The 25,357-nt window shown below is 64.5% G+C and carries 29 protein-coding genes; 20 read left to right on the top strand and 9 right to left on the bottom strand.

What is annotated here, in order from left to right; all coding sequences use genetic code 11:
* Positions 1-19: 19 nt before the first annotated feature.
* The gene (locus IVB54_RS10365) at positions 20-526 is read left to right on the top strand and encodes a thioesterase family protein (RefSeq protein WP_085385101.1); all 507 of its coding nucleotides are present in this window, start codon (positions 20-22) and stop codon (positions 524-526) included.
* 5 nt (positions 527-531) lie between these two features.
* Here IVB54_RS10365 and IVB54_RS10360 read toward each other — a convergent pair whose 3' ends face one another.
* A complete protein-coding gene (locus tag IVB54_RS10360; RefSeq protein ID WP_007600914.1) occupies positions 532-705 on the bottom strand; it encodes a DUF1328 domain-containing protein in 174 nt (57 codons plus the stop codon).
* 241 nt (positions 706-946) lie between these two features.
* Here IVB54_RS10360 and IVB54_RS10355 point away from each other — a divergent pair, with 241 nt between their 5' ends.
* The 9 genes from IVB54_RS10355 (at position 947) to IVB54_RS10315 (ending at position 9,250) form a co-directional block, all read left to right on the top strand.
* Complete coding sequence (locus IVB54_RS10355) at positions 947-3,586, top strand: UvrD-helicase domain-containing protein (protein WP_085385100.1); 2,640 nt, start codon at positions 947-949, stop codon at positions 3,584-3,586.
* A 7-nt stretch (positions 3,587-3,593) separates the two neighbouring features.
* On the top strand, positions 3,594-3,884 hold the full coding sequence (locus IVB54_RS10350; protein ID WP_018454285.1) for a type II toxin-antitoxin system HicB family antitoxin: 291 nt from the start codon (positions 3,594-3,596) through the stop codon (positions 3,882-3,884).
* Between the two features lie 88 nt (positions 3,885-3,972).
* A complete protein-coding gene (locus IVB54_RS10345; protein ID WP_018454284.1) occupies positions 3,973-4,389 on the top strand; it encodes a hypothetical protein in 417 nt (138 codons plus the stop codon).
* Positions 4,389-5,060 (top strand): OmpA family protein, encoded by a 672-nt coding sequence (locus tag IVB54_RS10340; protein ID WP_018454283.1) that lies wholly within the window; start codon positions 4,389-4,391, stop codon positions 5,058-5,060. Before IVB54_RS10345 ends, IVB54_RS10340 begins: the two co-directional genes overlap by 1 nt.
* A gap of 154 nt (positions 5,061-5,214) precedes the next feature.
* Positions 5,215-5,751: an Mpo1-like protein gene (locus IVB54_RS10335; RefSeq protein ID WP_018454282.1), complete on the top strand. Its 537-nt coding sequence runs from the start codon at positions 5,215-5,217 to the stop codon at positions 5,749-5,751.
* Positions 5,752-5,780: 29 nt separating this feature from the next.
* Entirely contained in the window at positions 5,781-6,812 is a 1,032-nt protein-coding gene (locus IVB54_RS10330) for an NAD-dependent epimerase/dehydratase family protein (RefSeq protein WP_018454281.1), read from the top strand.
* Between the two features lie 30 nt (positions 6,813-6,842).
* Complete coding sequence (locus IVB54_RS10325) at positions 6,843-7,469, top strand: isoprenylcysteine carboxylmethyltransferase family protein (protein ID WP_007600907.1); 627 nt, start codon at positions 6,843-6,845, stop codon at positions 7,467-7,469.
* 124 nt (positions 7,470-7,593) lie between these two features.
* A complete protein-coding gene (locus tag IVB54_RS10320) occupies positions 7,594-7,803 on the top strand; it encodes a hypothetical protein (RefSeq protein WP_018454280.1) in 210 nt (69 codons plus the stop codon).
* Between the two features lie 142 nt (positions 7,804-7,945).
* Positions 7,946-9,250, top strand: a complete 1,305-nt coding sequence (locus IVB54_RS10315) for a sorbosone dehydrogenase family protein (RefSeq protein WP_018454279.1) — start codon at positions 7,946-7,948, stop codon at positions 9,248-9,250.
* Positions 9,251-9,253: 3 nt separating this feature from the next.
* On the opposite strand, the gene IVB54_RS10310 is transcribed toward IVB54_RS10315, so the two are convergent.
* Together IVB54_RS10310 and IVB54_RS10305 are read right to left on the bottom strand one after the other, a co-directional pair.
* The gene (locus tag IVB54_RS10310) at positions 9,254-10,078 is read right to left on the bottom strand and encodes an aspartate dehydrogenase (RefSeq protein WP_247294827.1); all 825 of its coding nucleotides are present in this window, start codon (positions 10,076-10,078) and stop codon (positions 9,254-9,256) included.
* A 37-nt stretch (positions 10,079-10,115) separates the two neighbouring features.
* On the bottom strand, positions 10,116-11,033 hold the full coding sequence (locus IVB54_RS10305; RefSeq protein ID WP_018454277.1) for a LysR family transcriptional regulator: 918 nt from the start codon (positions 11,031-11,033) through the stop codon (positions 10,116-10,118).
* Between the two features lie 133 nt (positions 11,034-11,166).
* Between IVB54_RS10305 and IVB54_RS10300 the strand changes: the two genes are divergently transcribed.
* The 4 genes from IVB54_RS10300 to IVB54_RS10285 all read left to right on the top strand — a co-directional run bounded on the left by IVB54_RS10300 (position 11,167) and on the right by IVB54_RS10285 (position 13,596).
* Positions 11,167-12,240 carry a tartrate dehydrogenase gene (locus IVB54_RS10300; RefSeq protein ID WP_247294829.1) on the top strand — a complete coding sequence of 358 codons (1,074 nt, stop codon included), beginning with the start codon at positions 11,167-11,169 and terminating at the stop codon, positions 12,238-12,240.
* Positions 12,241-12,439: 199 nt separating this feature from the next.
* The gene (locus IVB54_RS10295; RefSeq protein ID WP_247295145.1) at positions 12,440-12,895 is read left to right on the top strand and encodes an Hsp20 family protein; all 456 of its coding nucleotides are present in this window, start codon (positions 12,440-12,442) and stop codon (positions 12,893-12,895) included.
* 117 nt (positions 12,896-13,012) lie between these two features.
* Positions 13,013-13,330, top strand: a complete 318-nt coding sequence (locus IVB54_RS10290) for a hypothetical protein (protein WP_018454274.1) — start codon at positions 13,013-13,015, stop codon at positions 13,328-13,330.
* Between the two features lie 26 nt (positions 13,331-13,356).
* Complete coding sequence (locus IVB54_RS10285; protein WP_018454273.1) at positions 13,357-13,596, top strand: hypothetical protein; 240 nt, start codon at positions 13,357-13,359, stop codon at positions 13,594-13,596.
* 336 nt (positions 13,597-13,932) lie between these two features.
* Here IVB54_RS10285 and IVB54_RS10280 read toward each other — a convergent pair whose 3' ends face one another.
* The gene (locus IVB54_RS10280) at positions 13,933-14,865 is read right to left on the bottom strand and encodes a LysM peptidoglycan-binding domain-containing protein (RefSeq protein WP_247294832.1); all 933 of its coding nucleotides are present in this window, start codon (positions 14,863-14,865) and stop codon (positions 13,933-13,935) included.
* A gap of 128 nt (positions 14,866-14,993) precedes the next feature.
* Positions 14,994-15,611 carry an ABATE domain-containing protein gene (locus IVB54_RS10275; RefSeq protein WP_247777502.1) on the bottom strand — a complete coding sequence of 206 codons (618 nt, stop codon included), beginning with the start codon at positions 15,609-15,611 and terminating at the stop codon, positions 14,994-14,996.
* A 124-nt stretch (positions 15,612-15,735) separates the two neighbouring features.
* Here IVB54_RS10275 and IVB54_RS10270 point away from each other — a divergent pair, with 124 nt between their 5' ends.
* Positions 15,736-16,587 (top strand): alpha/beta hydrolase, encoded by an 852-nt coding sequence (locus IVB54_RS10270; protein ID WP_247777191.1) that lies wholly within the window; start codon positions 15,736-15,738, stop codon positions 16,585-16,587.
* Positions 16,588-16,609: 22 nt separating this feature from the next.
* On the opposite strand, the gene IVB54_RS10265 is transcribed toward IVB54_RS10270, so the two are convergent.
* Together IVB54_RS10265 and IVB54_RS10260 are read right to left on the bottom strand one after the other, a co-directional pair.
* Positions 16,610-17,599 carry a putative zinc-binding metallopeptidase gene (locus tag IVB54_RS10265; protein ID WP_204512061.1) on the bottom strand — a complete coding sequence of 330 codons (990 nt, stop codon included), beginning with the start codon at positions 17,597-17,599 and terminating at the stop codon, positions 16,610-16,612.
* Positions 17,600-18,012: 413 nt separating this feature from the next.
* Entirely contained in the window at positions 18,013-18,726 is a 714-nt protein-coding gene (locus IVB54_RS10260) for a hypothetical protein (RefSeq protein ID WP_247361207.1), read from the bottom strand.
* Between the two features lie 280 nt (positions 18,727-19,006).
* Between IVB54_RS10260 and IVB54_RS10255 the strand changes: the two genes are divergently transcribed.
* Together IVB54_RS10255 and IVB54_RS10250 are read left to right on the top strand one after the other, a co-directional pair.
* The gene (locus tag IVB54_RS10255; protein WP_018454267.1) at positions 19,007-19,930 is read left to right on the top strand and encodes an ABC transporter ATP-binding protein; all 924 of its coding nucleotides are present in this window, start codon (positions 19,007-19,009) and stop codon (positions 19,928-19,930) included.
* Positions 19,927-20,688 (top strand): ABC transporter permease, encoded by a 762-nt coding sequence (locus IVB54_RS10250; RefSeq protein WP_018454266.1) that lies wholly within the window; start codon positions 19,927-19,929, stop codon positions 20,686-20,688. Before IVB54_RS10255 ends, IVB54_RS10250 begins: the two co-directional genes overlap by 4 nt.
* Before the next feature lie 48 nt (positions 20,689-20,736).
* On the opposite strand, the gene IVB54_RS10245 is transcribed toward IVB54_RS10250, so the two are convergent.
* On the bottom strand, positions 20,737-21,060 hold the full coding sequence (locus tag IVB54_RS10245) for a hypothetical protein (RefSeq protein ID WP_085349135.1): 324 nt from the start codon (positions 21,058-21,060) through the stop codon (positions 20,737-20,739).
* 305 nt (positions 21,061-21,365) lie between these two features.
* Here IVB54_RS10245 and IVB54_RS10240 point away from each other — a divergent pair, with 305 nt between their 5' ends.
* From IVB54_RS10240 to IVB54_RS10230, 3 genes are read left to right on the top strand one after another with little or no spacing between them, the layout of a single operon-like run.
* Positions 21,366-22,172 (top strand): L,D-transpeptidase, encoded by an 807-nt coding sequence (locus IVB54_RS10240; protein WP_085349071.1) that lies wholly within the window; start codon positions 21,366-21,368, stop codon positions 22,170-22,172.
* A gap of 60 nt (positions 22,173-22,232) precedes the next feature.
* The gene (locus tag IVB54_RS10235) at positions 22,233-22,652 is read left to right on the top strand and encodes an acyl carrier protein (protein WP_247777190.1); all 420 of its coding nucleotides are present in this window, start codon (positions 22,233-22,235) and stop codon (positions 22,650-22,652) included.
* A 24-nt stretch (positions 22,653-22,676) separates the two neighbouring features.
* Positions 22,677-24,377 carry a fatty acyl-AMP ligase gene (locus IVB54_RS10230; protein WP_247337760.1) on the top strand — a complete coding sequence of 567 codons (1,701 nt, stop codon included), beginning with the start codon at positions 22,677-22,679 and terminating at the stop codon, positions 24,375-24,377.
* Positions 24,378-24,383: 6 nt separating this feature from the next.
* On the opposite strand, the gene IVB54_RS10225 is transcribed toward IVB54_RS10230, so the two are convergent.
* Positions 24,384-25,346 carry a hypothetical protein gene (locus IVB54_RS10225; protein WP_018454260.1) on the bottom strand — a complete coding sequence of 321 codons (963 nt, stop codon included), beginning with the start codon at positions 25,344-25,346 and terminating at the stop codon, positions 24,384-24,386.
* Positions 25,347-25,357: the final 11 nt, after the last annotated feature.

Genomic DNA, 25,357 nt, shown 5'->3' with positions numbered 1-25,357 from the left:
CATAGCTGGGGAAGGACACATGCCGGAGACTGCTGCCACAACGATCGAGGGCGTGCCGTTCCGCTCGTCAATCATGCAGATCGAGCCGCAATGGATCGACTACAACGGCCACCTCAACATGGCCTATTACAACGTGATGTTCGACCGCGCGATCGACCAGATGTGGCTGACGCTCGGGATCGGACCGGGCTACATGAAGGAGCGCGGCGGCTCGACCTTCACCGCCGAATGCCACGTGCGGTATTTGCGCGAAATCCATCTCGACGATCTCGTGCAGGTCTCGGTCTGGCTGCTGGAAGCCGACGACAAGCGGCTGCACACCTTCCAGGAGCTGCGGCACGCGACCGAAGGATGGCTGTCCGCCACATCGGAAAACATGTCGCTTCACATCGACATGGGCTCACGAAAGGTGGCGGCTTTTCCCCCAGACATCCGTGAGCGCATCGCAGCGGTGGTCAAGGCCCACAGCGCCGTCCCGCGGCCCGAGGGCATCGGCCGGAACGTGGCGATGCCCTCGAAGCGGTAAGCGCGCTAAACCCTGTTACGACCCCGTGCCAGTCCGACAACGGCCGAGACCAGGAACAACACGACTGCGATGAAGAAGATGATCTTGGCGATTTCGATCGACGCGCCGGCGAGGCCGCCAAAGCCCAGGATACCGGCGATCAGGGCGATAACCAGAAACGTAACTACCCAGCTAAGCATGATCCGAACCTCTGTTTCGATGTCTGTCTGCGATCGGCGCGGCTGACGCGCCTCACTTGCAGAACCAATCGCCAACTCGGAACAATGGTTCCGGGCCGCTGAAGCCGGAAATTCGCCTGACCGACAGGAACAAATTGGCTTTCGGCGCACGTGGAAAACCCCTGTCCGCGGCCCCATATAGGGACCAATCCCTGTTAAGAAGGCTCCCCTTTCACCACCCCGCGGTGCCAACGTGGGGCAAATGATTCGCATGACCGAGCCGAGCAAGATCACGTCCCAGAGCGTCCCCGACCACCAGCCCGCAGCCGGCGGCATCGCCGCGCGTGCGCGCGCCTCGGTAGGCCCGCAATACCTGTCCGGGCTCAATCCGGAGCAGCGCGAGGCTGTGGAGACGCTGGACGGGCCGGTTCTGGTGCTGGCCGGCGCCGGCACCGGCAAGACCCGCGTGCTGACCACGCGCATCGCCCACATCCTGAGCCAGGGCCGCGCCCGCCCATCCGAAATCCTGTCGGTGACCTTCACCAACAAGGCCGCGCGCGAAATGAAACATCGGCTCGGTCAGATGCTCGGCCATGCCGTCGAAGGCATGCCGTGGCTCGGCACCTTCCACTCCATCGGCGGGCGCATCCTGCGCACCCACGCCGAGCTGGCGCAGCTCAAGTCGAACTTCACCGTGCTCGACGTCGACGATCAGGTCCGACTGCTCAAGCAGCTTCTGCAAGCCGACAATATCGACGACAAGCGCTGGCCGGCGCGCATGCTGGCCGGGCTGATCGACGGCTGGAAGAACCGCGGCCTGACGCCGTCGCAGGTGCCGTCGGGCGAAGCCGCCGTGTTCGCCAACGGCAAGGGCGGCAAGCTCTATGCGAGCTACCAGGAGCGGCTGAAGATCCTGAACGCCGCCGATTTCGGCGATCTGCTGCTCGAGGACATCCGCATCTTCCGCGAGCACCCGGATATCCTGCGGCAGTACCAGCAGCGCTTCAAATTCATCCTGGTCGATGAGTATCAAGACACCAACGTCGCTCAATATCTGTGGCTGCGGCTGCTGTCCCAAGCGCCGACTTCTTTTGCCTCTCCCCGCGTGCGGGGAGAGGTCGGATCGCCCGGCAGCGCAATTGCGCGCCCGAGCGATCCGGGTGAGGGGGACTCTCAGCAAGCTGAGCTCGTGGAGGCAGCCCCTCATCCTGACCTTCTCAGCGTGAGCGAAGCTCGTCGCGACCCCGCAAGCGGGGAGAAGGAGCAGACGCGCCACGTCAAAAACATCTGCTGCGTCGGCGACGACGACCAGTCGATCTATGGCTGGCGCGGCGCGGAGGTCGACAACATCCTGCGCTTCGACCATGATTTCCCCGGCGCCAAGGTCATCCGCCTCGAGCGCAACTACCGCTCGACGGGCCACATCCTCGCCGCCGCCTCGCACCTGATCGCCCACAACGAGGGCCGGCTCGGCAAGACGCTGCGCACCGAGGACCAGGACGGCGAGAAGGTCACGGTAACAGGCTCTTGGGATTCGGAAGAGGAAGCCCGCGGCATCGGCGAGGAGATCGAGCAGATCCAGCGCCAGGGCGACAAGCTCAACGAGATCGCGATTCTGGTGCGCGCCTCCTACCAGATGCGCGAGTTCGAGGACCGCTTCGTCACGCTCGGCCTGCCCTATCGCGTCATCGGCGGCCCGCGCTTCTACGAGCGCGCCGAGATCCGCGATGCGCTGGCTTATCTCCGCGTCATCAATTCACCGGCCGACGATCTCGCCTTCGAGCGCATCGTCAACACGCCCAAGCGCGGCCTGGGCGATGCCACCGTGCAGATGCTGCACGATCACGCCCGCAAGCGCCGCATCCCGCTGTTCGAGGCGGCGCGCGCGGTGGTCGAGACCGATGAGCTGAAGCCGAAGGCGCGCGGCTCCTTGCGCGACGTCGTCGCCCAGTTCGACCGCTGGCGCGCCCAGCGCGAGGTCACCTCGCACACCGAGCTCGCCGAGATCGTGCTCGACGAGAGCGGCTACACCGAGATGTGGCAGAAGGACCGTTCGGCGGACGCCGCGGGTCGGCTCGAAAACCTCAAGGAGCTGGTGCGCTCGATGGAGGAGTTCGAGAACCTGCAAGGGTTTTTGGAGCACATCTCACTGGTGATGGACCGCGACAGCGGCGCCGACGAGGACGCGGTGTCGCTGATGACGCTGCATTCGGCCAAGGGGCTGGAATTCGACAACGTGTTCCTGCCCGGCTGGGAGGAAGGCCTGTTTCCGAGCCAGCGCACGTTGGACGAACAGGGCCGCGCCGGCCTCGAGGAAGAGCGCCGGCTCGGTCATGTCGGCCTGACCCGGGCCCGCCGCCGCGCCAAAATCTATTTTGCCACCAACCGCCGGATCCACGGCACCTGGTCGACCACGATCCCCTCGCGCTTTCTCGACGAACTGCCCGCGGCCAATGTCGAGATCACGGAATCCAAGGGCGGCTCGGCCTGGGGCGGCACCGGCGGCTACGGCGCCTCCCGCTTCGACGACATGGAAGCGTTCGGCTCCACCTATTCGACCCCGGGCTGGCAGCGCGCCCAGGCCAATCGCAATCGCGGCGGCGGTGGCGGCGGCAATGGCGGCCGCGGCAGTTTCGAGGAACAGGCCTCGTCGTTTTCGTCCCAGTCGTCCTCGCCCGATTTCGGCAGCTTCTCCTCGCGCCGCCGCGGGCCGCTGACGATCGAGGGCGAGCTGGTGGCCAAATCCACCGGCACGACCTCGGAATTCTCCCTCTCCGACCGCGTCTTCCACCAGAAATTCGGCTATGGCCGCGTCACCAAGATCGACGGCAACAAGCTCACCATCGCCTTCGACAAGGCGGGGGAGAAGAAGGTCGTGGACAGTTTTGTGCAGCGGGCGTGAGGCCTGCATGCCGCACTACATCGCCATCATCGAGGACGCCGGCCCGGACGAAGCCGTCGGCGTGTGGTTTCCGGACCTGCCCGGCTGCATTTCCGGCGGCGACGACGTCGATGAGGCCCTGGAGAATGCGCCCGAGGCACTCGCGTTCTATGCACAGGAACTGACCGCGGACGGCCGCCAGCTTCCCCCGCCGCGGACATTGGACGAGCTCAAGGCCGACCCTGATGTCGCCGACGAGCTCGGGAAGCACACGGTCGCCCTGATCGAATGGCCACCCCTCACTGAGGCCACGGAGTGAGGACTGTTCGCCGCACTGGTCGGACTCTCGACAGTTCAGGTCCGAACAGCCCTTGACCACCGTGAACTTCCCCGTATCAGATGCGGCCATGGTCCGGGGCTCCATCACACTGATCTTGCTGGCATTGGGTATGCCGTCGCTTGCGGCGGCGGAGACCATGAGCTTTGGCGATGCGATCGGGCTGCTGGCGAAAAGTTGCGGCGCGGAAATCGTCGCCAATTGCCGCGGCGTCAACCCGGATTCGACCCGCCTGAAGGAGTGCCTCTCGCGCAACCGCGACGTGCTCTCGCAGCAGTGCCAGAGCGATTATCTCGGTGCCTTCGACGCCATCCAGAAGCGCGTCGCAGCCCGTGTCACCGTGGCGAACGTCTGCCAGCGCGAGATCGTCAAGGTCTGCGGCGGCTCGACCAAGGAGACCAGCAAGGCGGTCCCCTGCCTGGTCTCGACGCCCAAGGGCATCAGCAACAATTGCCTGAAGGCCGTTGACGACGCGGGGTATCGGTGATGCCAGCGACGAGGCTTTCCACCGCCGGAATATGCATCGCGCTCGGCCTCGCTTTGCTCGCGGGCACAGCGGAAGCGCAGACGGCGCCGCCAACCCGCGACGACATCGTCGGCAAGCTCAACCATTTCGAACAAGCCGCCGAGATCGATCTCCCCGCGCTGAAGCTGCAGGTGATGGAGCGGGCCAAGGCCAGGATCAAGAACGATCCCGGTCCGGTGAACCGGCCGCTGATCGCGCCTGATCTGGTCAATCTGCCGACCTTCACTGCGCAGATCCAGTTCGACGCCGACACGCCGATCATCCAGCCGGCGTCCTACCAGACCGTCGGCCGCCTCGCCGATGCGCTGGTCCATGCCTCGCTGCTGCCCTACACGTTCCTGATCGTCGGCCATGTCGAATCCAACGCGAAGACGCGCGAGGCCAACGCGATCCTGAGCCAGCGCCGGGCGGACGCGATACGCGACGTGCTGGTGAACACGTTCAAGATCTCGACCAAGCGGCTGCATCCGATCGGCCTCGGCGAGGAGCAGTTTCTCGACCGGGCCAGGCCGACCTCAGCCGCCAACGCCCAGTTGCAAATCCTGACCTACGCCAAGGTACCGGAGGAAGCGCCTGCGCATCCGGCTGCGACACCTGCGCCTGCAGCGAAAAAGCCCGCCAAGAAGCGCTGAGCGGACGCGCCACGGCGTCTGACGCAACCCTTTGAAGTCACGTTTCTTTTGTGACCTGTCTCACAGCGCAACAGCGCGGTTTCGCGCGACAATTACGCCGGTTTGTGCACCGCCCTATCAGGTGCTATAGGCTTTTTTCGCCCTGCCCGACCCCATGCTGCACGAGACCGAGATGGCCAGTTATTTTCAACGTCAGCTGGCCGACTACGTCGAATATCATCGCGATCCCTGGAACTGCGCGATGCACGTGGTCGGCATCCTCCTGCTCTTCACCGGCGCCGTGCTGCCGCTGACGCTGGTCCATTTCCCGGTGTTCGGGATCGAGGTCAGCCTGGCCATGGTTCTTGCCCTGCCGGTGCTGGCCTACTGGCTGATGCTGGACGCCGGGATCGGGCTCGGCATCCTCGCCTCGATGATCGTGCTGCTTTCGGTCGCAACCGCGATTGGCAATCAGGTCTCGATCGTCATGATGTGGTCGATTTTTGTGGTGCTGATCGGGCTCGGCGTCGCGTCGCAAATCGTCGGTCACAAGGTTTTCGAGGAGCGGCAGCCGTCGATGGTCGACCACCCCACGCATTTTCTGCTTGGACCGATGTTTGTCATGGCAAAATTATTCATTGCATTGGGCTTCCGTCGCGACCTTGCCGCGATTCTGGCGCCTGCTCCGACCAATTCCCTTTCAACCCGATAGTTCTAGACGCGAAACAGCAAACCTACTGCATGGCTCTCGTACTGGTTACCGGTGGCAGCGGCTTCATCGGACATCATCTTGTAGAAGCGCTCCGCGCCCGTGGGCAGCGGGTGCGTGTTCTCGACGTCCGTGCGCCTGCCGCGCCGTATGCCGACGTTGAATATGCCCAAGGCTCGGTGCTCGACGGTGCCGCGGTCGATGCCGCGATTGCTGGGGTCGATCAGGTCTATCACCTCGCGGGCCTGCCCGGCATGTGGGTCGCCGACAAGCAGGCCTTTCACGACGTCAATTGCCGCGGCACCGAGATCGTGCTCGCGGCCGCGATGAAGCGCGGGGTCTCGCGCTTTCTGCACTGCTCGACGGAATCGATCCTATTCCCCTATTCCGACCTCAACGGTGTTCCCGCCGAAGAGGCGCTGCAGCCGGCCGATGCGATGCCGGGCGCCTACACGCGGTCGAAATCGCTGGCCGAGCATTGCGCCGCGAAGGCCGCAGCTGAAGGTTTTCCGCTGGTGATCGGCACCCCGACCATGCCGATCGGTGCTGCCGACCACAATCTGACGCCGCCGACTGCGATGCTGTGGTACTTCCTGCAGAAGAAAGTGCAGCCGCATCTCGACTTCCCGGTCAATCTCGTCGACGTTCGCGACGTTGCCATGGGCCTCGTGCTGACCATGGAACGCGGGCGTAACGGCCAGCGCTACATCCTCGGCGGCGACTGCGTCAGGCTCGGCCAGATTCTGCGGATGATGTCCGCGATGAGCGGCCGCCGGCAATTCCCGGTCGTCGTTCCCGGCAAGATGGCCGAGCTGTCCGGCATCATGCTTGAATATCTCTCTGACCGCATCACGCGCAGGCCGCCCAACGGCACCGCCGAGGGCGTGCGCATTGCGCTCGCCGCGAGCGACCTCTCGATCAGCAAGGCGCGCACCGAACTCGGCTACGCGCCGCGCCCGATCGAGCCGGTCCTGCGCGAAACCATCACCCATCTTCTCGCCCGCGGCGGCGCGCTTGCCTCCGGCGCCATCGAGCATCACGCGCTCTCCTCGCGCGCCAGCTGAGCTGCCGCCCAACCCAAAGAACCTTTCCGCATGTCCTTCGATTTCAGCAAGCTTCTCTCTGTCGCCTGGGGTGGTTGGACCACGACTTGGCCGACGCAACTGCTCGCCCTGATCTGGCTCGCCTGGCTCGCAAGCTGGGTCGGCGCCTCGTTCTGGCAGGGCCGCACCCAGAAGCAGGTAATGACGCTGGAGTCCGGCCGCTATCGCATCCCGATCCTGGTCGGCGGCATCCTGTTCACGCCATGGACCGCGGAAGTGCTCGGCGAGAAGCCGCTCTGGGTGTTCAGCAATACAGCTGTCTACGTGGTGGCGCTGATCGTGCTGGCCGGGATCTCCTTCACCTGGTGGGGACGGCTGCATCTCGGACAATTCTGGTCCAACACCATCACCCACAAGCAAGACCACCGCGTCATCGACACCGGCCCGTACGGCATCGTACGCCATCCGATCTACACCGGCCTGATCCTCGGCATGCTGGTGACGGGCATCGCGGTCGGCACGGTGACCGCGATGCTCGGCGCGATCCTGATCTCGCTCGGCATGTGGCAGAAGGGCCGGATGGAAGAAGTGTTCCTGTCCAAGGAGCTCGGCGAAGACGCCTACGGCGCCTATTGCCGCCGCGTGCCGATGATCATCCCGTTCCTGTCGCCGCGCTGAGAGCGGCGGACGCGCCCCACATTCGCTGTCGTCCCGGCCTTCGCCGGACGACAGCGAGAGGAACTGCCTTCCCTCCAGCCCGTTAGCCTCTCGATACCTGCCACTGACCGCAGAGCATCGAGCCATGTCCGACGCCTACGATTATTTTCGCGAGCACGCGATCGCCGCCGTCCGCAAGGCGCGGGCGCTGCCGCCGGGGCGGCCGAAGCAGAAGCAGCGCACCGTGGCGCGTGTCTATCATCTCCTGTCCAGGGAGGCCGCGCTCGCGCCGAACATCCATCATCTGGATGATTTTCGCGCGGCGCGCCGGGCAGAGCGGCAGATCGGCCACTGATCTCCGGGCCCCGCTTGCCGGCATTCGTCCCATGCAAATTCGAACGGCTGCCATTCCACGGGAATAGAGCCCCGCGGCCCATCGCACAGGTTGACGTCTGCCCCGCCAGCCCGTTGGATGCGCCCGCAAACAGGGGCTTCTCATGACGTTTTCCAGCATCTTTGCGCAGTTCGTTGCGCTTCTCGGCGGCATCGCGCTGCAATGGCGGAAGCTGTCAGGCACCGTGCCTGCGCCGGCCTGGGGCCAGTCGCCCGCGATTCCCGAAGCAAAACCGCAAGGCGCCATTCCGACACTGAAGATGCCGACGGCGCGGGGCTGGAGCGAAGGACAGAAGCCGACGGTCGCACCCGGGCTCAAGGTCAATGCGTTCGCGACCGGCCTCGACCATCCGCGCTGGATCGAGGTGCTGCCCAATGGCGACGTGCTGATCGCGGAGGCGACGCAGATCGCGGGGGCGCCGCGGTCCGTGTTTCACTACGCAATGCAAGCGACGATGCGGCGCGCCGCCGCGCTCGGCGTCAGCGCCAACCGCATCACGCTGCTGCGCGACAAGGATGGCGACGGCGTCGCGGAGTATCGCGGCGCGTTCATGGAAAACCTCAGCCAGCCGTTCGGCATGGCGCTGGTCGGCGACACCTTCTATGTCGGCAACACCGACGGCGTGATGGCCTTCCCGTACGTGGCGAATGCCGATCGCATCACCGCGCCGGGCAAGCGCCTCACCACTTTCAAGCCGAGCGGCCACTGGACCCGCAGCCTGCTCGCAAGCCCCGACGGCAAGAAACTCTATGCCGGCGTCGGCTCGCTCAGCAACATCGGCGAGATGGGCATGGAGGTCGAGGAAGGCCGCGCCGCGGTCTACGAGCTCGACCTCGTCGCCGGTACGCACCGCATCTTCGCCGCCGGCCTGCGCAACCCGGTTGGTCTCGCCTGGGAGCCGACGACCGGTGTGCTCTGGACCGTCGTCAACGAGCGCGACGGCCTCGGCGACGAAACGCCGCCGGACTATCTGACCTCGGTGCGCGACGGCGGTTTCTACGGCTGGCCCTATTGCTACTGGGGCAAGACGGTGGATGACCGCGTGCCGCAGGATCCGGCGATGGTCGCCAAGGCACTCACGCCTGACTACGCGCTCGGCGGCCACACCGCCTCGCTCGGCCTGTGCTGGATGCCCGCGGGCACGCTGCCGGGCTTCCCCGACGGCATGGCGATCGGCCAGCACGGCTCGTGGAATCGCAGCACGCTGTCCGGCTACAAGCTGGTGTTCATCCCGTTCGAGAACGGAAAGCCTTCGGGTCCAGCACGCGACATCCTGTCCGGCTTCCTCGCGCCGGACGAGAAAGAATCCTACGGCCGTCCGGTCGGCGTCGTGATCGGTCCCGACAAGAAATCGCTGCTGATGGCCGACGACGTCGGCAACGTGATCTGGCGCGTGACGGGCGCTTGAAGGTTATGTTCCAACGCTAAGCGTGGTGCGCTGCTTGCGGAGCAGCGCGATCACCGACAGTGCCGTGATCAACCCGGTCTTGGGATTCTCGGAGGGGACGTTCTCGATTGACATCGAGAAGCGCGCGGAATCCGACTCGACCTCGATGCGATGAACATTGCGCGTCACGGTCGGGTCGGCCCAGATTTGCACCTGGGTGCGATCCGGCCCGACGCCCGCGAGCGACAGCGCGACCGCGACGTTGAGATTGGCCGGAAAGCCTTTCGCTGCCTCTCGCGCGGTCCCCTCGAACAGCTTGAGCGGCTCGCGCAGATTGTCGATATCGATGTTGTTCTGGACGATGAACGGCGCGCCCTTCAAGCCGTCGATCGGCTTGCGCGTCACCATCTTCACCGAGTGAATTGTGCCGATCGCGGCGGCGTTGACGGCGTCGAGCCCGATCAGCGCGCCGGTCGGCACGAGGATGCGGCCGCCATTGGCCCGGGCGAGATCGACGAGATCAAAATTGTCGAGCAGCCCACCGACGCTGACAACGACCGCGGCCCTGCCGCGTTTCACCGCGGGCTCGACGATCGCGCGGAGTTGGCTGCTCGGCGCGCACTCCACCACGATATCGGCGGCGTCGCCGAGCTGGTCGAGCGGCAGTAGGGATGGCGGACGACGCAGGCTGCCGAGCAATTTCTGATGCTTTGCAGGATCGCGCACCGCCACGGCGGAGAGCGTCAATCCCTCGATGCCCTGATCGAGCGCGGCGGCGATCTTGGTGCCGATCGAGCCGAGCCCCGCGACGGCAACCCGCAATTCGTTCGAAGCTGTCCGTTCAGCCATCGCATCACCCCTCTCGCCAAGTCGATGTCATAGCGCCTCAGGCGTCGCGCGCATAGCTGCGCAGGCGCGTCTCGAGCACGGAGAGCATTGCGTCGCGGGCGGGGTCGCGCGAGCCGCGCAGCCATGCGGCAGCGAGCGGCAGCCGGCCGACGGGCCCGATCTGCTTTGGCCGCAGCGGCACGAAGCGCACGCCTGACACCGCCATCCGCATGGTCCAGCGCGGCACGATCGCGACCCCGAGCCTGGTTGCGACGAGATTGATGATGGTCTGCTTCTCGTCGGCGACCTGCACGACGCGCGGCGTGAGGCCTGCCTGCTCGAATAGTCTTATCGTGAGGTCGTGGCTGTGCGGCCGCGAGCGACGATCCGGCACCAGCATCGCCTCCTCGGCGATCTCCGCCGGCGTGATCGACTTGCGTTTGGCCAGCGCGTGGCGCTGCGGGAAGGCCACGATGGCTGTTTCCTGCAGCAGATCGCGGAATTCGAGCCGCTTGTCCCGCTGAGCCGGTGGACGCACGAAGGCAAGATCGAGCGCGCCGGTCAGGATCTTTGGCAGCAGCCGGACGGTCTTCTCTTCCAGGAGCTGCACTGCGATATCGGGATGCTTTGCGCGAAAATCGCGCAGCAGCGCCGGTAACAGCCCCGCCGCGGCACTGTCGATGGCGCCGACCCGGAGTTTTCGAGCAGCCCCCGCGCGCGCGCGATTGCGCAGGTTGGTCTCGACCGCCTCGACGCGGGCGAGGATGGCACGGGCATCACGCAGCAGCGTCACGCCATCTTCCGTCAGCGACACCGCACGCGTCGTCCGCGCGAACAGCCGCGTGCCCAGATCCTGCTCCAGCAGCCTGATCTGGCGGCCGAGTGCGGAGGGCAGCATCTGGAGATGCTGCGCTGCGCGGCCGAAATGCAGCTGCTCGGCCGCCGCCACGAAGCATCGCAACTGATGCAATTCCATCTCGCTGTCCTCTGATCCCGTGACGGGATTATATCATTTTTTTGTATAAACCAGCGCCGATTGAGTCCCTGCCCCTCCCCGCCTAGGTTCGCTCGTGTCACGCAACCCCACCGACATCTGGACGGAGCCCTTCATGCGCACCCATTCGATTGCAGCGATCCCCGCGGACGGCATCGGCCCCGAGGTCATCTCCGCCGGCGTCCGCGTGCTGGAGGCGCTGGCCAACCGCAGCGGTGACCTCGCCTTCAACATCAAGACCTTCGACTGGGGTTCGGACTATTACAAGAAGCACGGCGTGATGATGCCGGCCGACGGTCTCGCGGAGCTCAAGAAATTCGACGCGATCTATTTCGGCGCGGTCGGTGCGCCCGACGTGCCCGATCACATCACGCTGTGGGGCCTGCGGCTGCCGATCTGCCAGGGCTTTGACCAATACGCCAATGTGCGGCCGACCAAGATCTTGCCGGGCGTCGCCTCGCCGCTGCGCAATGTCGGCGTCGGCGACCTCGACTGGGTGATCGTGCGCGAGAATTCCGAGGGCGAATATGCCGGCATGGGCGGCCGCGCCCACAGGGGTCTCCCCGAAGAGGTCGGCACCGAGGTCGCGGTGTTCACCCGCGTCGGCGTGACGCGGATCATGCGCTATGCATTCGAGCTGGCGCGGTCGCGCCCGCGCAAGTTCCTGACCGTGGTGACCAAGTCGAACGCGCAGCGCCATGGCATGGTGATGTGGGACGAGATCGCAGCCGAAGTCGCGGCCGAATTCCCCGATGTGACCTGGGACAAGATGCTGGTCGACGCCATGACGGTGCGCATGACGCTGCATCCGAAGAGCCTCGACACCATTGTCGCGACCAATTTGCACGCCGACGTCCTCTCCGACCTCGCCGGGGCGCTGGCGGGCAGCCTCGGCGTCGCGCCAACCGCCAATATCGACCCGCAGCGCCGCTTCCCCTCGATGTTCGAGCCGATCCACGGCTCGGCCTTCGACATCACCGGCAAGGGCATCGCCAATCCGGTCGCGACGTTCTGGACCGGCGCACAGATGCTGGAGCATCTGGGCGAGAAGGACGCGGCGGTGCGGTTGATGGCCGCGGTGGAGCGCGTCTGCGCGGCCGGCGTGCTGACGCCCGATGTCGGCGGCAAGGCGAGGACGAAGGACGTGACCGATGCCGTGATCGAAGCGATCCACGGATCGAACGTGTAATCCGAGCTACGTCAGCGGGAGGCGCCAGGGTTTCCGAAAAATTTTGAGCCCCCCTCTTGAAACCAAAACGGGCTTTTTTTATTTTTCCGCTGCCGCCGAGAGGTGGCGTTCCCGACGCCTGGTGGGTCGGGAAGCTGAGACGGGCACCGGTCGTGTCCGGTGTCGTTCGTATCCATTTTGCTCCTTGGAGGATCTGGCTATGCGCGCTTACGACTTCTCTCCCTTGTGGCGTTCGACCGTTGGTTTCGACCGCCTTTTCGACCTCGTTGAAACGGCACAGCGTGCCGGCGAGGACAACTATCCTCCCTACAACATCGAACGTCTCGGCGAGGATCGCTACCAGATTTCGCTTGCGATTGCGGGCTTCTCACCCAACGAGGTCGCGGTGACGGCCGAGCAGAACGCGGTGACCGTCGAGGGAAACAAGCCGGACAGAACTGAACGCGAGTATCTCTACCGGGGCATTTCCGCGCGGCCGTTCAAGCGGCAGTTTAACCTGGCCGAATATGTTCAGGTGCACAGCGCCTCGTTCGAAAACGGCCTGCTCAAGATCGAACTGGTCCGGGAAATCCCTGAAGCCATGAAGCCGCGGCGGATTGCGATCAATGCCGCGCCGTCCGGCAACGTGCATCAACTCGAGGGCAAAGCCGCCTGAATTCGGTCTGTCGGAGGCCCGGTGATCCCGCCCGATCGTCGGGCGGGATGGGCCATGGCCTTCGATCGCGTACCCGAATGCAAGTCAGAGGTTTTAGAGAAAGGAGGAGGACCTCTCATGCTCGATCATGCCGACAACATCATCGATCTGAACGCGATATTGCACCCTGGCTCCGTCTATGATCATCCCCGCGACGTCATAGCCGATCCAACTTTGTCGATCGGCGAGAAGCGCGCGATCCTAGCGTCCTGGGCTTCGGACGCAGCCAGTGTCGCCTCGAGCCCGACATTGCGGGAGCTGCCCGGCTCGGACAAAGCCGTCACCATCGACGAAATTCTGGAAGCGCTCGCGAGCCTCGACCACCATCCGAAGGGCCCTCCGGGCGGCAAGCCGGTCCGCACGCGATCCGTCGAACGAACCGGCCTCGCAGCCTAGGCAACGACAGCTCAACGGGGATTGCGATGATGCTTGATGAAGAGCTGGCCTTGTTGCGCGGCCACCGCAGCAACATCAGCCGCTATCAGCGGTTGCTCAAGACCGAGCTGACCGAGTTCGAACGGCGGTTCATCGAGAGACGTGTGTCCGAGGAGCGCTCGGCGATCGAGAAGCTCGCCGTCTCCGCCTTTCCGCTCACCTTTCAGGCTCCGAGCCGGGCGATGGGGAACGCCACCACGCGCCTGACGGCAAGCCGGCACGGGTGATCGACATGCCCGAACACCTCCCGACATTCGAAGTGTTCCTGAAGAAGTGCGGTCGAAGGACATGGCGATGGCGTGTCTGCACGACGGAAGGACGCCTGGTCATGCACGGCTTCGAAAATGGCCGACCCGCTGCCAAATATGCGGCTGACAGGGCCTTGTTTATGATGCTTCTCGCCGCGCCCTATCGCCCGGCGGGCCGGGCTTCCGCCACGGCTCGCTCCTCCTTGGCGACACCCGCATCAAGATGGCTGCCGCGGCACAAGATGCGTGAATGACAGGTGCCGCGAGGGATGGTGCCTGCATCAGCCCATCCCGACCATCTCCGTTGCTGACTGCTTACCGCCGTCCCGGCGGCGGGTTCGCCATAGCGGCTGTCGGCTCCGGCGGCGTCAGGTGGCGTGGAACGATGATGGACTGGCCGGGGGTGAGCGTCGCGTTCTCCGGCAGCGAGTTGCTCTGCGCCAGCGACCACAGCGGCACGCGATTGGCTGCCGCGATGCTCTCCATAGTGTCGCCGCGGCGCACCGGTAGCCGCACGCCACTGTCCCACAATTCGACGAGCGTATTCGCCGGCACGAGATAACGCAGCGGCACGGCATCCACCTGCGTCTGGGGCGGAATGCGCGGCAACTGCGTGACCATGTCGACGATCTGACGGTGGATGTCGTCGGACTTCTCGATGTTGATGTGGCTGACCCGCGCGTTCTCCTTCAGGTCATAGCTCGCATAGTGACCGCGATAGCCCGGCACCGCGACCACGTTGCCGCCGCCAAGCACGCTGTCGGAGAGATAGATGTTGATGAAGCGCTCGACATTGAGCGGCACGTCGCCGGTCGCATGCGCGGGATCGATGGTGATGACGAGGCTGATCGGGATGTTCTCCTTGGCCGCCATCTCGGAGATGACGATCGAGCAAAGCCCGCCCATCGAATGCCCCATCAGCACGATCGGCGCCGGCGCTTCCTTGTAGCTGGAGATCGCACGATCGCCGATCCATCGGCAGATGGTGAATTCATAGACGTTGGCCGAAAAGCCGGCCTGCGTCAGCTTCTCTTCGAGCCGGTCCATGCCGGTGGAGAAGAACGGCCCCATGGCGCCACGGAACAGGTAGATCTTCGGCGGCGGCAATGGCTCGAACGGTGGGGGCGGCGGCGCGGCGGGTGCGGCCGCGGCGGGCTTCGTCTTGGCAGGTGAGGCAGCGGTCGTCCCGGTGCTCAAGGCGAGCAGCGCAACGGCTGCCAGCGCGAGAAGTCGCCTCAAATCGATCATCAGTCCAGCAGTCCCACTCCGGGAGGCTGCAGCCTCCCCCAAAGGCGCTTAGTGACGGTCGATTGGGCGGAATTTGGGGCACGGAACCGGGGCTCGATCCGCGCTCATTCCAGCATCTCGCCCCCCAATCACTGCATGCTCTTGAGCCTGCTGCGGTGTGCGGCCTGTTTCGCGCGGTTGCCGCAGACCGCCATGATGCACCATCGTCGCGCGCGTCTGCGCGTGTGGTCAGCGAACAGCATGGTGCAGTTGTGCCCCTCGCACGCCTTGACGTTCGAAAAATCCTCGTCGCAAACGAACTTCGCCATGGCCTCGCCAACCGGCAGCAATAGCGCCTCCGGCGATCGCCAGCGCCGCCTCATTCGCAATGCCAGAGCGCCGCGATCGGCATGGCCCGGCTCGATCCGGCTGAACGCTTCGTCGCGCTCCAGCAGGCTGTTCAACGGATCGAGTTCGCGCAATGCATCCGTCGTGAGCGGTCGGCCTGCATGCTTGCGCACGAAGCCCCTGAACCATTCGCGCAAGGCGCGCGCCTGATCCGCAACCTTGTCCAGCTCGTCCGGCGTGGCGCGCGCCGTCAGCGCGTGCAGATCATCCGCGGGCACCAGCTTCGCCTGCGCCAGCCAGTCGATCAGGCCATGACCATCATCGATCCAGTCGACCGGCGTATCGAGCGGCGTCGCCACCGAGTTGAGGAAGTCGAGGCCGAGAGAGTCGGCGATGAACATGGCGGGCGGGCGGTCCATGAGCGGTCCTTGGCCGGTCGGGAGCATGGACTCAGATAACCTGATAGAACGGCGTTGACAAGTTACGGTAAGGAGACGTAACCTCTTAGTAGGCAATTTAGTGGTTACTAAGATGGAGAATGTCATGGCCGCAATCGCGTACCGCACCGCGGATGTCGAGGGCTTCAAGGTGTCCTATCGCGAGGCCGGTCGTGTCGGAGCGCCAAAACTCCTGCTGCTGCACGGCTTCCCCAGCGCAGGCCACATGTTTCGTGACTTCATTCCGCTGCTGGCGGACAGGTTTCATATCGTGGCGCCCGACCTTCCCGGCTTCGGCCAATCCGACATGCCTTCGCGCGAAAGCTTCCGTTACACGTTCGACAATTTCGCGCGCGTGATCGAACGCTTCACCGAAATGATCGGCTTCGACCGTTTCGCGGTCTACGTTTTCGATTACGGCGCGCCGACTGGTTTCCGGCTTGCGCTCAGTCACCCCGAGCGGATCACGGCAATCATCTCACAGAACGGCAACGCCTACGAGGAAGGGCTCAGCGACGACTGGACTCCGCTCAAGACCTATTGGCAGGATCCGTCGCCGGCCAATCGCGACGCGCTACGCGCGCTCCTCACGCCGGAAGCGACGCGCTGGCAGTACACGCATGGCGTCCCCGATCCGATGACCGTGTCACCGGACGGCCAGAACCTCGACAATTTCTACCTTGCGCGCCCGGGCTCGGACGACGTGCAGCTCGACCTGTTCGGCGACTACAAGAGCAACGTCGCGCTCTATCCGGCCTTCCAGGACTATTTCTGCAAGCACACGCCGCCGTTCCTCGCGGTCTGGGGCAAGAACGACCCATTCTTTATTCCGCCCGGCGCCGAAGCGTTCAAGCGCGATAATCCGAACGCCGTGGTGCAGTTCTTTGACACCGGTCATTTCGCGCTGGAGACGCACGCGAAGGAAATCGCGGACAGCATTCGTACCTTCCTGACGTAACGGGGGCTGTCCTCCGCGAAAGTTACGCCGCCAGGCTCTGCTGAGCGCGGAATGCGCTGATCGCCATATGGACGAGATGCAGCTTGCCTTTGACCGCCGGCGATATGTCGAAGGGATATGCATCGCTCATCCCGAGCGAGCGGTTGAGTTCGTTGATGCTGCGAGCAAGCGGCATCCACAGTGCCAGGAGTGCCTCGAAGTCGCTCTCGAGATAGGGATCCGTCAGGGTCTGCCGGGCGCGCTCGTCCAGCGCCAACGGCAAACCTGCGAGCGAGTCGAGCGTCGACACGATATGCAGGAAATGCGCGAACGTTTCCGCCCAATCCTCCCAGGGGTGGGACGTGGCGTACTCGCTGATGAAGCCGCTTCGGTCGTATGAACGATCGGCGCGGCTGTAATAGGAGTTGATCGCGGCCTGATAGTCCTGCGCCTGGTCACCGAAGATCAGCTTGAACGGGGCCTGGAATGTCGTGCCGTCGACGAGCAGGTCCCAATAGAAGTGACCGATCTCGTGCCGGAAATGCCCGAGCAGCGTGCGGTACGGCTCCCGGAACGCCACGCGGCGAGATTCTCGTTCGACATCGTCGGCCTCCGCAAGGTTGAGCGTGATCAGGCCCGAGAGATGCCCCGTCACGATCGGACCGACCTCGTCCGAAAGAATGTCGAAAGCCAATTCTGCGCCGTTGCGCGATGCGAGCGGAAGCTTGAGGCGACTGAGATCATAGAGAAGACGGCGCTTGGCTTCCTCCATAAGGCGCCAGAGCATGATGTTTCTGGTGCTGCCGAGGTTTGGAATTGTGCGCGTGAGGCGGCACGAGCCGCAATACCAGTCCGCGCCCTCGACACACCAGTTGCAGCCGATGATCTCGCGGTTACGGCAAGATTGATGGGATGCAAGCCTAGTCATCTCGATGCGCGAGGAGTCGAACGCCAGCTCAGTGCTGCAATTCGCGCACGCGATGTGCTCGAACGAGACAGGATGGCGGCATGACGGGCACTGAAAGATCTTCACGTGGACTGGCCCTAGACAGACGGCACACCGGAAGGCCGGCCTGTCAATTCGAGGAACTCTTGCACTTCGAGGAACTCTTGCGACCGTCGCTGTTGCCGGCGAGCAACGCACGCTGCGTCCGCAGCGCGTGCTGTCTTAACAAGCCGGCTCGCGTCGCGCTCAACTGGCTCGATTGAGGCTGCGGCTTTTTCTCAAGGACATTTTCGGAAACAGGCCGACCGGCCCACGTCCGCTCGGGCTGAACCGCCATGGGGCCGACGTTTCGTCCGCTTGTCATGCTGTAACAACACCAGATCGTACGCCGAGTTCCCTTCCTCGACCGGCGGGTGATCGAGCTTGGCTTGTGCAGATACGACAATGCCGCCGTCGGCGTGACGGCGGCATTGTCAATTCACCTGCTTGCGGCGAACGGCTTAATTCCGGGGAGCCGTTGCCGCCGCCGAGCGCGCCGACCTGGGCGCGCCGGGTTCGGCAACCGGAGCCGGTGCGCGCGATCGCATGATTGCGGCGTCGATCTCGGCAATCACGCGGCGCTGGATCGCTTCGTTCTTGTCGATCGAGATGTGGCCGACGCCGGAGCCGCGGACGTCGACATTGTCGAGCTTGCCGCGAAAACCGTCCGCGCGCTTCACCGGCTCGCCGGGGCCGTCGCCGATATAGATGTTGATGTAGCGCTCCGCGCCGGTCGACAGCTTGGTCTTGAACACGGAGTCGAGCCCGATCGCGAGTTTCACGGGCACGCCGAGACGGTTGAGCTTGGCGATCATGTCTGGCAGCGCAGTCGCGCCGGAGGAGTGCCCGACCAGTACGATGGTCTTGAGCCGGCCGGCCTTGTAGGCGGTCGCGGCCTCATCCGCGAGCGAGGACCAGGACACGAAATTCGCCACGGTCACCGGGATGCCCTGCGCCTGGAGCCGGGCGCCGATCGTGTCGAGCCCGAGCGAGAAGATGTTGAGCACGCCGCGGAGCAGGTAGACATGCGTGGTCGCGACGGCAGCCTGGCTTGGCGCCGCCGTGGCGGTGGTCGGGCTGATGGCAACAGCTGACAGCAGGAGCAGGCCCATCGCCCAGGCACGGAGGGCGGACAACTGGCTGACGCCAGCGGTGTGACGGCCGTTCGGTCTCATCGATCTTTTCCCTGGGAATATGCTTCGGCCGGAATCGTAGCCATGGCCTGCTCGCAGACGCAACAAAGAGCCGCGTGAACGACGATCTTAGCATCAAGCCGTGACCATCGCGCAACACTTGCCCGAAACCTGCCACGGAAGGAGCTGTTTCGAGGCCATTTTTCTCCCGCTAATTGCAGCCGCGCAAGGGCCTTCCTATGTCAGGGCTCCGCTGACCCGCCCCTCCCGGTAGGTTCCAGCCTCCCCTCCCCAGCCTTAGCCCCTCAGACTTGCGGCCATCATGTCCTCCATCATTTCCGTCGCCAATTTGTCGAAGACCTATGGGTCCGGCTTCAAGGCGCTCAAGAACGTCAATCTTGACATCACGCGCGGCGAAATCTTCGCCTTGCTCGGCCCCAACGGCGCCGGCAAGACCACGCTGATCTCGATCATCTGCGGCATTGCCAATCCGAGCGAAGGCAAGGTCCTCGTCGGCGGCGAGAACATCCAGACCTCCTATCGCAAGGCGCGCTCGCTGATCGGGCTGGTGCCGCAGGAATTGCACACCGATGCCTTCGAGAGCGTGTGGGCGACCGTGAGCTTCTCCCGCGGGCTGTTCGGCAAGCCGAAGAACCCCGATCATATCGAGAAGGTGCTGAAAGACCTCTCGCTGTGGGACAAGAAGGACAGCAAGATCATCACGCTCTCCGGCGGCATGAAGCGTCGCGTGATGATCGCCAAAGCGCTGTCGCACGAGCCGCAGATCCTGTTCCTGGACGAGCCGACCGCCGGGGTCGACGTCGAACTGCGCAAGGGCATGTGGGAGGTGGTGCGCACGCTCCAGCAATCCGGCGTCACCATCATCCTGACCACGCATTACATCGAGGAAGCCGAGGAGATGGCCGACCGCATCGGCGTCATCAACAAGGGCGAGATCGTGCTGATCGAGGACAAGGCCACCTTGATGCAGAAGCTCGGCAAGAAGCGGCTGACGCTGCATCTGCAAGGCAAGCTCGATGCGCTGCCGGAGAGCCTCAGGCATTACGAGCTCGACCTCTGCGACGGCGGCGCGACGCTGGTCTACGACTACGACACCAAGGGCGAGCGCACCGGCATCACCAGCCTGCTCGGCGATCTCCGTACAGCCGGCATCCGCTTCAACGATCTCGACACGACGCAATCGTCGCTCGAGGACATCTTCGTCGATCTCGTGAGGGCGTCATGAACTACCGCGCTGTCCGCGCCATCTACCTGTTCGAAATGGCGCGCACCTGGCGCACGCTGCTGCAAAGCATCGTCTCGCCGGTGGTCTCGACCTCGCTGTATTTCGTGGTGTTCGGCGCCGCGATCGGCTCGCGCATCAGCCAGGTCGAGGGCGTCAGCTACGGCACCTTCATCGTGCCGGGCCTGATCATGCTCTCGGTGCTGACGCAGAGCATCGCCAACGCCTCGTTCGGCATCTACTTCCCGAAATTCACCGGCACGATCTACGAGATCCTGTCGGCGCCGATCTCCTATTTCGAGATCGTGCTCGGCTATGTCGGCGCGGCCGCGACCAAATCGATCATCCTCGGCCTGATCATCCTCGCCACGGCTGGCCTGTTCGTGCCGCTGCACATCCATCATCCGGTCTGGATGCTGGCCTTCCTTGTGCTGACGGCGGTGACGTTCAGCCTGTTCGGCTTCATCATCGGCATCTGGGCCGACGGATTCGAAAAGCTGCAGATGATCCCGATGCTGGTGGTGACGCCGTTGACCTTCCTCGGCGGCAGCTTCTATTCCATCGACATGCTGCCGCCCGCCTGGCGCACGGTGGCGCTGCTCAATCCGGTCGTCTATCTGATCTCCGGCTTCCGCTGGAGCTTCTACGAGATCGCGGACGTCAGCATGGCCGTCAGCATCGGCATGACAACGGCGTTCCTGGTGATCTGCCTGGTCGTGATCTGGTGGATTTTCCGCACGGGATATCGGTTGAAGAACTGATCCGGCCGTCATTCCGGGGGGCACGCGCGCGCCCCGGAATCGCAAGCTCTACCGATAGCAGTGGAAGCGGTTGTATCCGTCGTAATAGCCGCGACACCGACGGTGGCCGCGATGGGGAATGCCGAACACCCCCTCGACCGCGCCGACGGCACCGCCGACACCGGCGCCGACCGCGCCCCCAACCACGCCGCCGACGGGGCCGGCGATCCGGTTGCCTTCGTAAGAACCTTCCTGGGCGCCCCGAACGATGCCTTGGGCATGGCCAGGCTGGGGGACGCAGGACAGCGCGGCCAGAACGGCGGCGCCAGCGAAGAGCACACGGAAAGGCAGACCAGCCGGCCGAGAAGCGGCGGCGACGCAGACTTTGTTCATCTTCATTCCCAAAGGTAAAACCGGCCGCGGAAGCGGCCGGTCGAGGCAGCGATCGTCAACGCCGATGCGGCCAAATGGTTGCGCCCCGGATGGTTGCACCATTGTGATGAATTGTCGGCGTTGTGAACGCATCTCCCGCTCGCGAAAATGTCAGCGCTGCCGCTCGCTTTGCGGCACAAAGCGGCCTTGCTTACGCCGGGCGTCCCGTTAACGATGGCAATAAGGTTTGCTTTGCAGGCCGCTGGAACGAAAGCGCGATTGCAGGCATAATGCACGCCGGGGGACGGAGAGCCGCGGCGCCTAGTATGAACAGGCCGGAGGCCACGAGTCAGATGCGTTCGTTTTTTATTGCTTTCACCTCCCTGATGCTTTTGAGCGCGGGCGCCGCGCAGGCCAAGGTCGACATCACCGTCGACAAGGACAATCAGCAGATGACCGTCGCCGTCGACGGCGTCGCGCGCTACCACTGGCCGGTGTCGACAGGCATCCCCTCGCGGGAGACGCCGAACGGCGCGTTCCGCGCCTTCCGCATGGAAGAGGATCACTATTCCAAGGAATTCGACGACGCGCCGATGCCGCACGCGATCTTCTTCACCAAGGTCGGGCACGCCATCCACGGCACCGACTCGGTCGGCCGGCTCGGCACGCCCGCCTCGCATGGCTGCGTGCGGCTGTCGCGCCAGAATGCCACCACGCTCTACGCGCTGGTGCAGCAGCAGGGCGTGCTCAACACCACGGTAACGCTGACCGGCTCGGCGCAGGTGGCGCTCGCCCGCAATCCGCGTGGCCGCAATCCCACGGCAGTGGCCCGCGCGCCGCAGCCCGCCGAAGAGCAGTACGCCACATCAGGCGATCCCGTGAACCTGACGCCTCAGGCCGCACCTGCCCGCCGCTACATGCCGCAAGACGACAACTACATCTATCCGGCCGACGGCAGCGACACCGGCGCGCGCTACCCCGCGCCGCGCGGCAGCCGCCCGCTCTATGACGCACAGGTCTATCAGCCGCAGCCGCAGCAATACTACAATCAGGGCTACGGCCAGCAGGGCACCTACTATCAGCCGCAGCCCCGGCAGGTTTACCAACCGCGTGGCTATTACTACCAGAACTGACCTATCTGGACGCGGCGTTGCCGCGCCAGCGAATCAGAAAGCCGCTGCCGCGACGGGCGCTTGCCGCAATCGACCGCAGGAAATAACGCCAGCCTTGTGCACGGATTGGGCACCGGCCGACGCAAGGAAGCAACAGTCCACAACCTTCAACGCAGCGGCGTTCCGACCAAATTGACAACCAGGGGGTCGCCCCTATTGTCGTTCCCATTGTTTCTGGGACATGACATGACACGCGAGCAGATTTCGGATTTCTGCGTTACCGCCCTGGCAAATATCCTGCGAATTTCGAGCGACCGCGTCGATATCGGCACGAAATTCAGCCGCCTCGGCCTCGATTCGGCGATGCTGGTCTACCTGATGATGGAACTCGAGGAGAAGCTCGACCTCGAGCTGTCGACGGACGACTTCTACGACCATCCGACCGTTGAGGCGTTGTCGCAGTTTCTCGCCGACAAGCGCGCAATCCGCCCCGCCGCCTGAGGGCGGTTGAAGTCGGCGCAACCCATGGAAACCTTCCGCTCGCTCGTGGCATTGCTGGCCCGGCGTGCGGCGGAGCAGGCCGACGACCGCGCCTATGTCTTCGTCTCCGATCGCGGGACGGAGGACGCTGTCCTCAGCTTTCGACAGCTGCACGATGCCGCGGGCGCGCTCGCGTCGCGACTGACCGTGGCCGCGCGTCCCGGCGATCGCGCCATCCTGGTGTTTCCGCCCGGCATCGAATTCATGGTGGCGTTCTTCGGCTGTCTGATGGCCGGCATCATCGCCGTGCCGATGATGATGCCGCGGCGAAACGGAGCGCGCGATGCCAGCGCCGCGATCCTCGCCAATTGCACGCCGGCGGTGGCGCTGACCAATTCGGCCGTCGCGCTCCGCGGTGATTTGCGGGCACGCTTCGCGCATGAGCACATTCGCTGGATCGAGGTCGATCTCGCCGCGGCCGAAGGTGAGACAATCGAACTACCCGAGCCGGCGCCGGACGACATCGCCTTCCTGCAATACACCTCCGGCTCGACGTCCGCGCCCAAAGGCGTAATGGTGAGCCACGCCAATCTGCTCGCCAATCTCGAGATGATCCGGCTCGCGCTCGGCAACAGCCGGCAATCGACTTACGTCAATTGGGTGCCGCTCTATCACGACATGGGGCTGATCCTGAACGCGCTGCAAGCGCTCTATGTCGGCGCGACCTGCGTACTGATGGCGCCGAACGCGTTCATGCAGCGGCCGCTCGGCTGGCTGCGCGCGATCGCGCGTTATCGCGCGGAAGTGGCATGCAGCCCGAACTTCGGCTTCGATTTCTGCGTCAGCCGCTATCGCGCCGACCAGATGGAAGGCATCGAGCTGTCCTCGCTCAGGATCGCACTGAACGGCGCAGAACCGGTGCATGCGGAAACCATCGAGCGGTTCATCCAGACATTTGCGCCCCACGGCTTCGATCCGCGCGCAATGTATCCCGCCTACGGAATGGCGGAAGCGACGCTCCTGATTTCCGGCGGACGCCGTGGCGGCGGTCATGTCACACGCAGCGTGAGCCGCACGGCGCTGCAGGCGCATGCGGCGCAGGCGCCTTCCGACGCCGAAGATACACAGGTCGCCGTCGGCTGCGGGCGCCCGCTCACCGGCGAACGGATCGCCATCGTGGACGCGGACAACCGCACGCGGCTGCCCGCGGACCGCGTCGGTGAGATATGGGTGAGTGGGGCCAATATTGCCCGCGCCTATTGGCGCAACGACGAGGCGACGCGCGAGGGGCTCAATGCGCAGATTGCCGGCGAAGACGGAGCGTGGCTGCGCACCGGCGACCTCGGCTTCATCGACGTCACAGGCGAATTGTTCGTCACGGGACGGATCAAGGACCTCATCATCATCCGTGGCATCAACCATTATCCGCAGGACGTGGAGCGCACGGTGCAATCGCTCAATGGAGCTTTGCGCGAAAACTGCGGCGCGGCGTTCTCGGTGCCGGACGAGACCGGCGAAGAAATGCTCGTCATCGTCCAGGAAATCGAGCGCACCGCGCGCCACTCGATCGACACCGAAGCGATCAAGGGCCGAATTCGCGAGGCCGTCGCCGACAACCACGAACTCTCCGCGCGTCACATCGCGCTGATCCGGCCCGGCACGCTGCCGAAGACCACCAGCGGCAAGATCCAGCGCAAGCTGGCACGCAAGCTCTGGCTCGATGGCGGGTTCGAACAGCTCGGCTGAGACGATTCAGAAATCGATCTTCGCGCTCTCCCCATCGCGCAGGCTCGCATCGATCCCCTGCTCGATCTTGCGCGCGAGAATTGGGCGATAATGGATGAAGTCGGCAAAATTGGCGCGGTCGCGCGTGAGATCGTTGTCGACGCGATAGCTGATGAAATTGCTGCGCGGTCGGCCCGCGACCACTTTCTTCAGCGCGGCATCGCAGGCGCTGCGCTCCAAGGCGGCTTCCGTACCGGGCTTCGGCACGGTGGTCGCCAAGGTCGGCGGCACGATGATGACGACGGGCACATCGGCCGGCAATGCCCTGACGATATCTGCCAGCGCAGCGATCTCGGGAAATGTCGCCCGCATCTCGGCAGACGAGGCCGGCGCCGGATCCCTGGGCCAGCCGACTTCTTTGAATTGGCCCGGCGGCCAGATGTCCTCGTAGCTGACAAAGCCGTCGGGGTTCATCCTTGGTCGCCGGCCAAGGCCGATGCTGATGCGTTGAAAGGCGTGCTCGATGGCCTGCCAGGAGATCAGGCGTGCAGCGTAAGTGACGACGGTTCTGTCATAGAGCCAGTCGGGGAATGGGACGCCGCCCTCCTCCTTCGCCCGTGCATGCGTGCACCAGCCAGGGTCAGTCACGATCACCAGTGCGCCGACCTCCCGGTGATTCCGCAGGAAGAAGTCCAGCACCGCGAGTTCCTGGCGGGGGAACGCACCGGTCATGTAGAGCTGCACGAATCGCAGGCCGGTTGCGCGCGACAATTCCGCCGGCTCGATCATCTGCGCCGTCGAATTACCCAGGATCGCGGCATTGAAATCCGGATCCCGCGCGCGGCTCGCGGCCGTGATTTTGGTCAGACGATTATCGACGCCGTCGATGCCAAGCAGGCCGAGCTTGCCGCTGTCATAGGGATCGACCGCCACCATCAGTGCGAGCACCAGCAGCGCAGCCCCGATCAGCGTGCCCAGACACGCCAGCAAGCTCCGGCCCC

It is taken from the genome of Bradyrhizobium sp. CW1 (assembly GCF_023100665.1).
Taxonomy (GTDB): Bacteria; Pseudomonadota; Alphaproteobacteria; order Rhizobiales; family Xanthobacteraceae; genus Bradyrhizobium; species Bradyrhizobium canariense_D.
The sequence above is the reverse complement of the archived record's forward strand: the minus strand, read 5'-3'. Positions and strand labels throughout refer to the sequence as shown.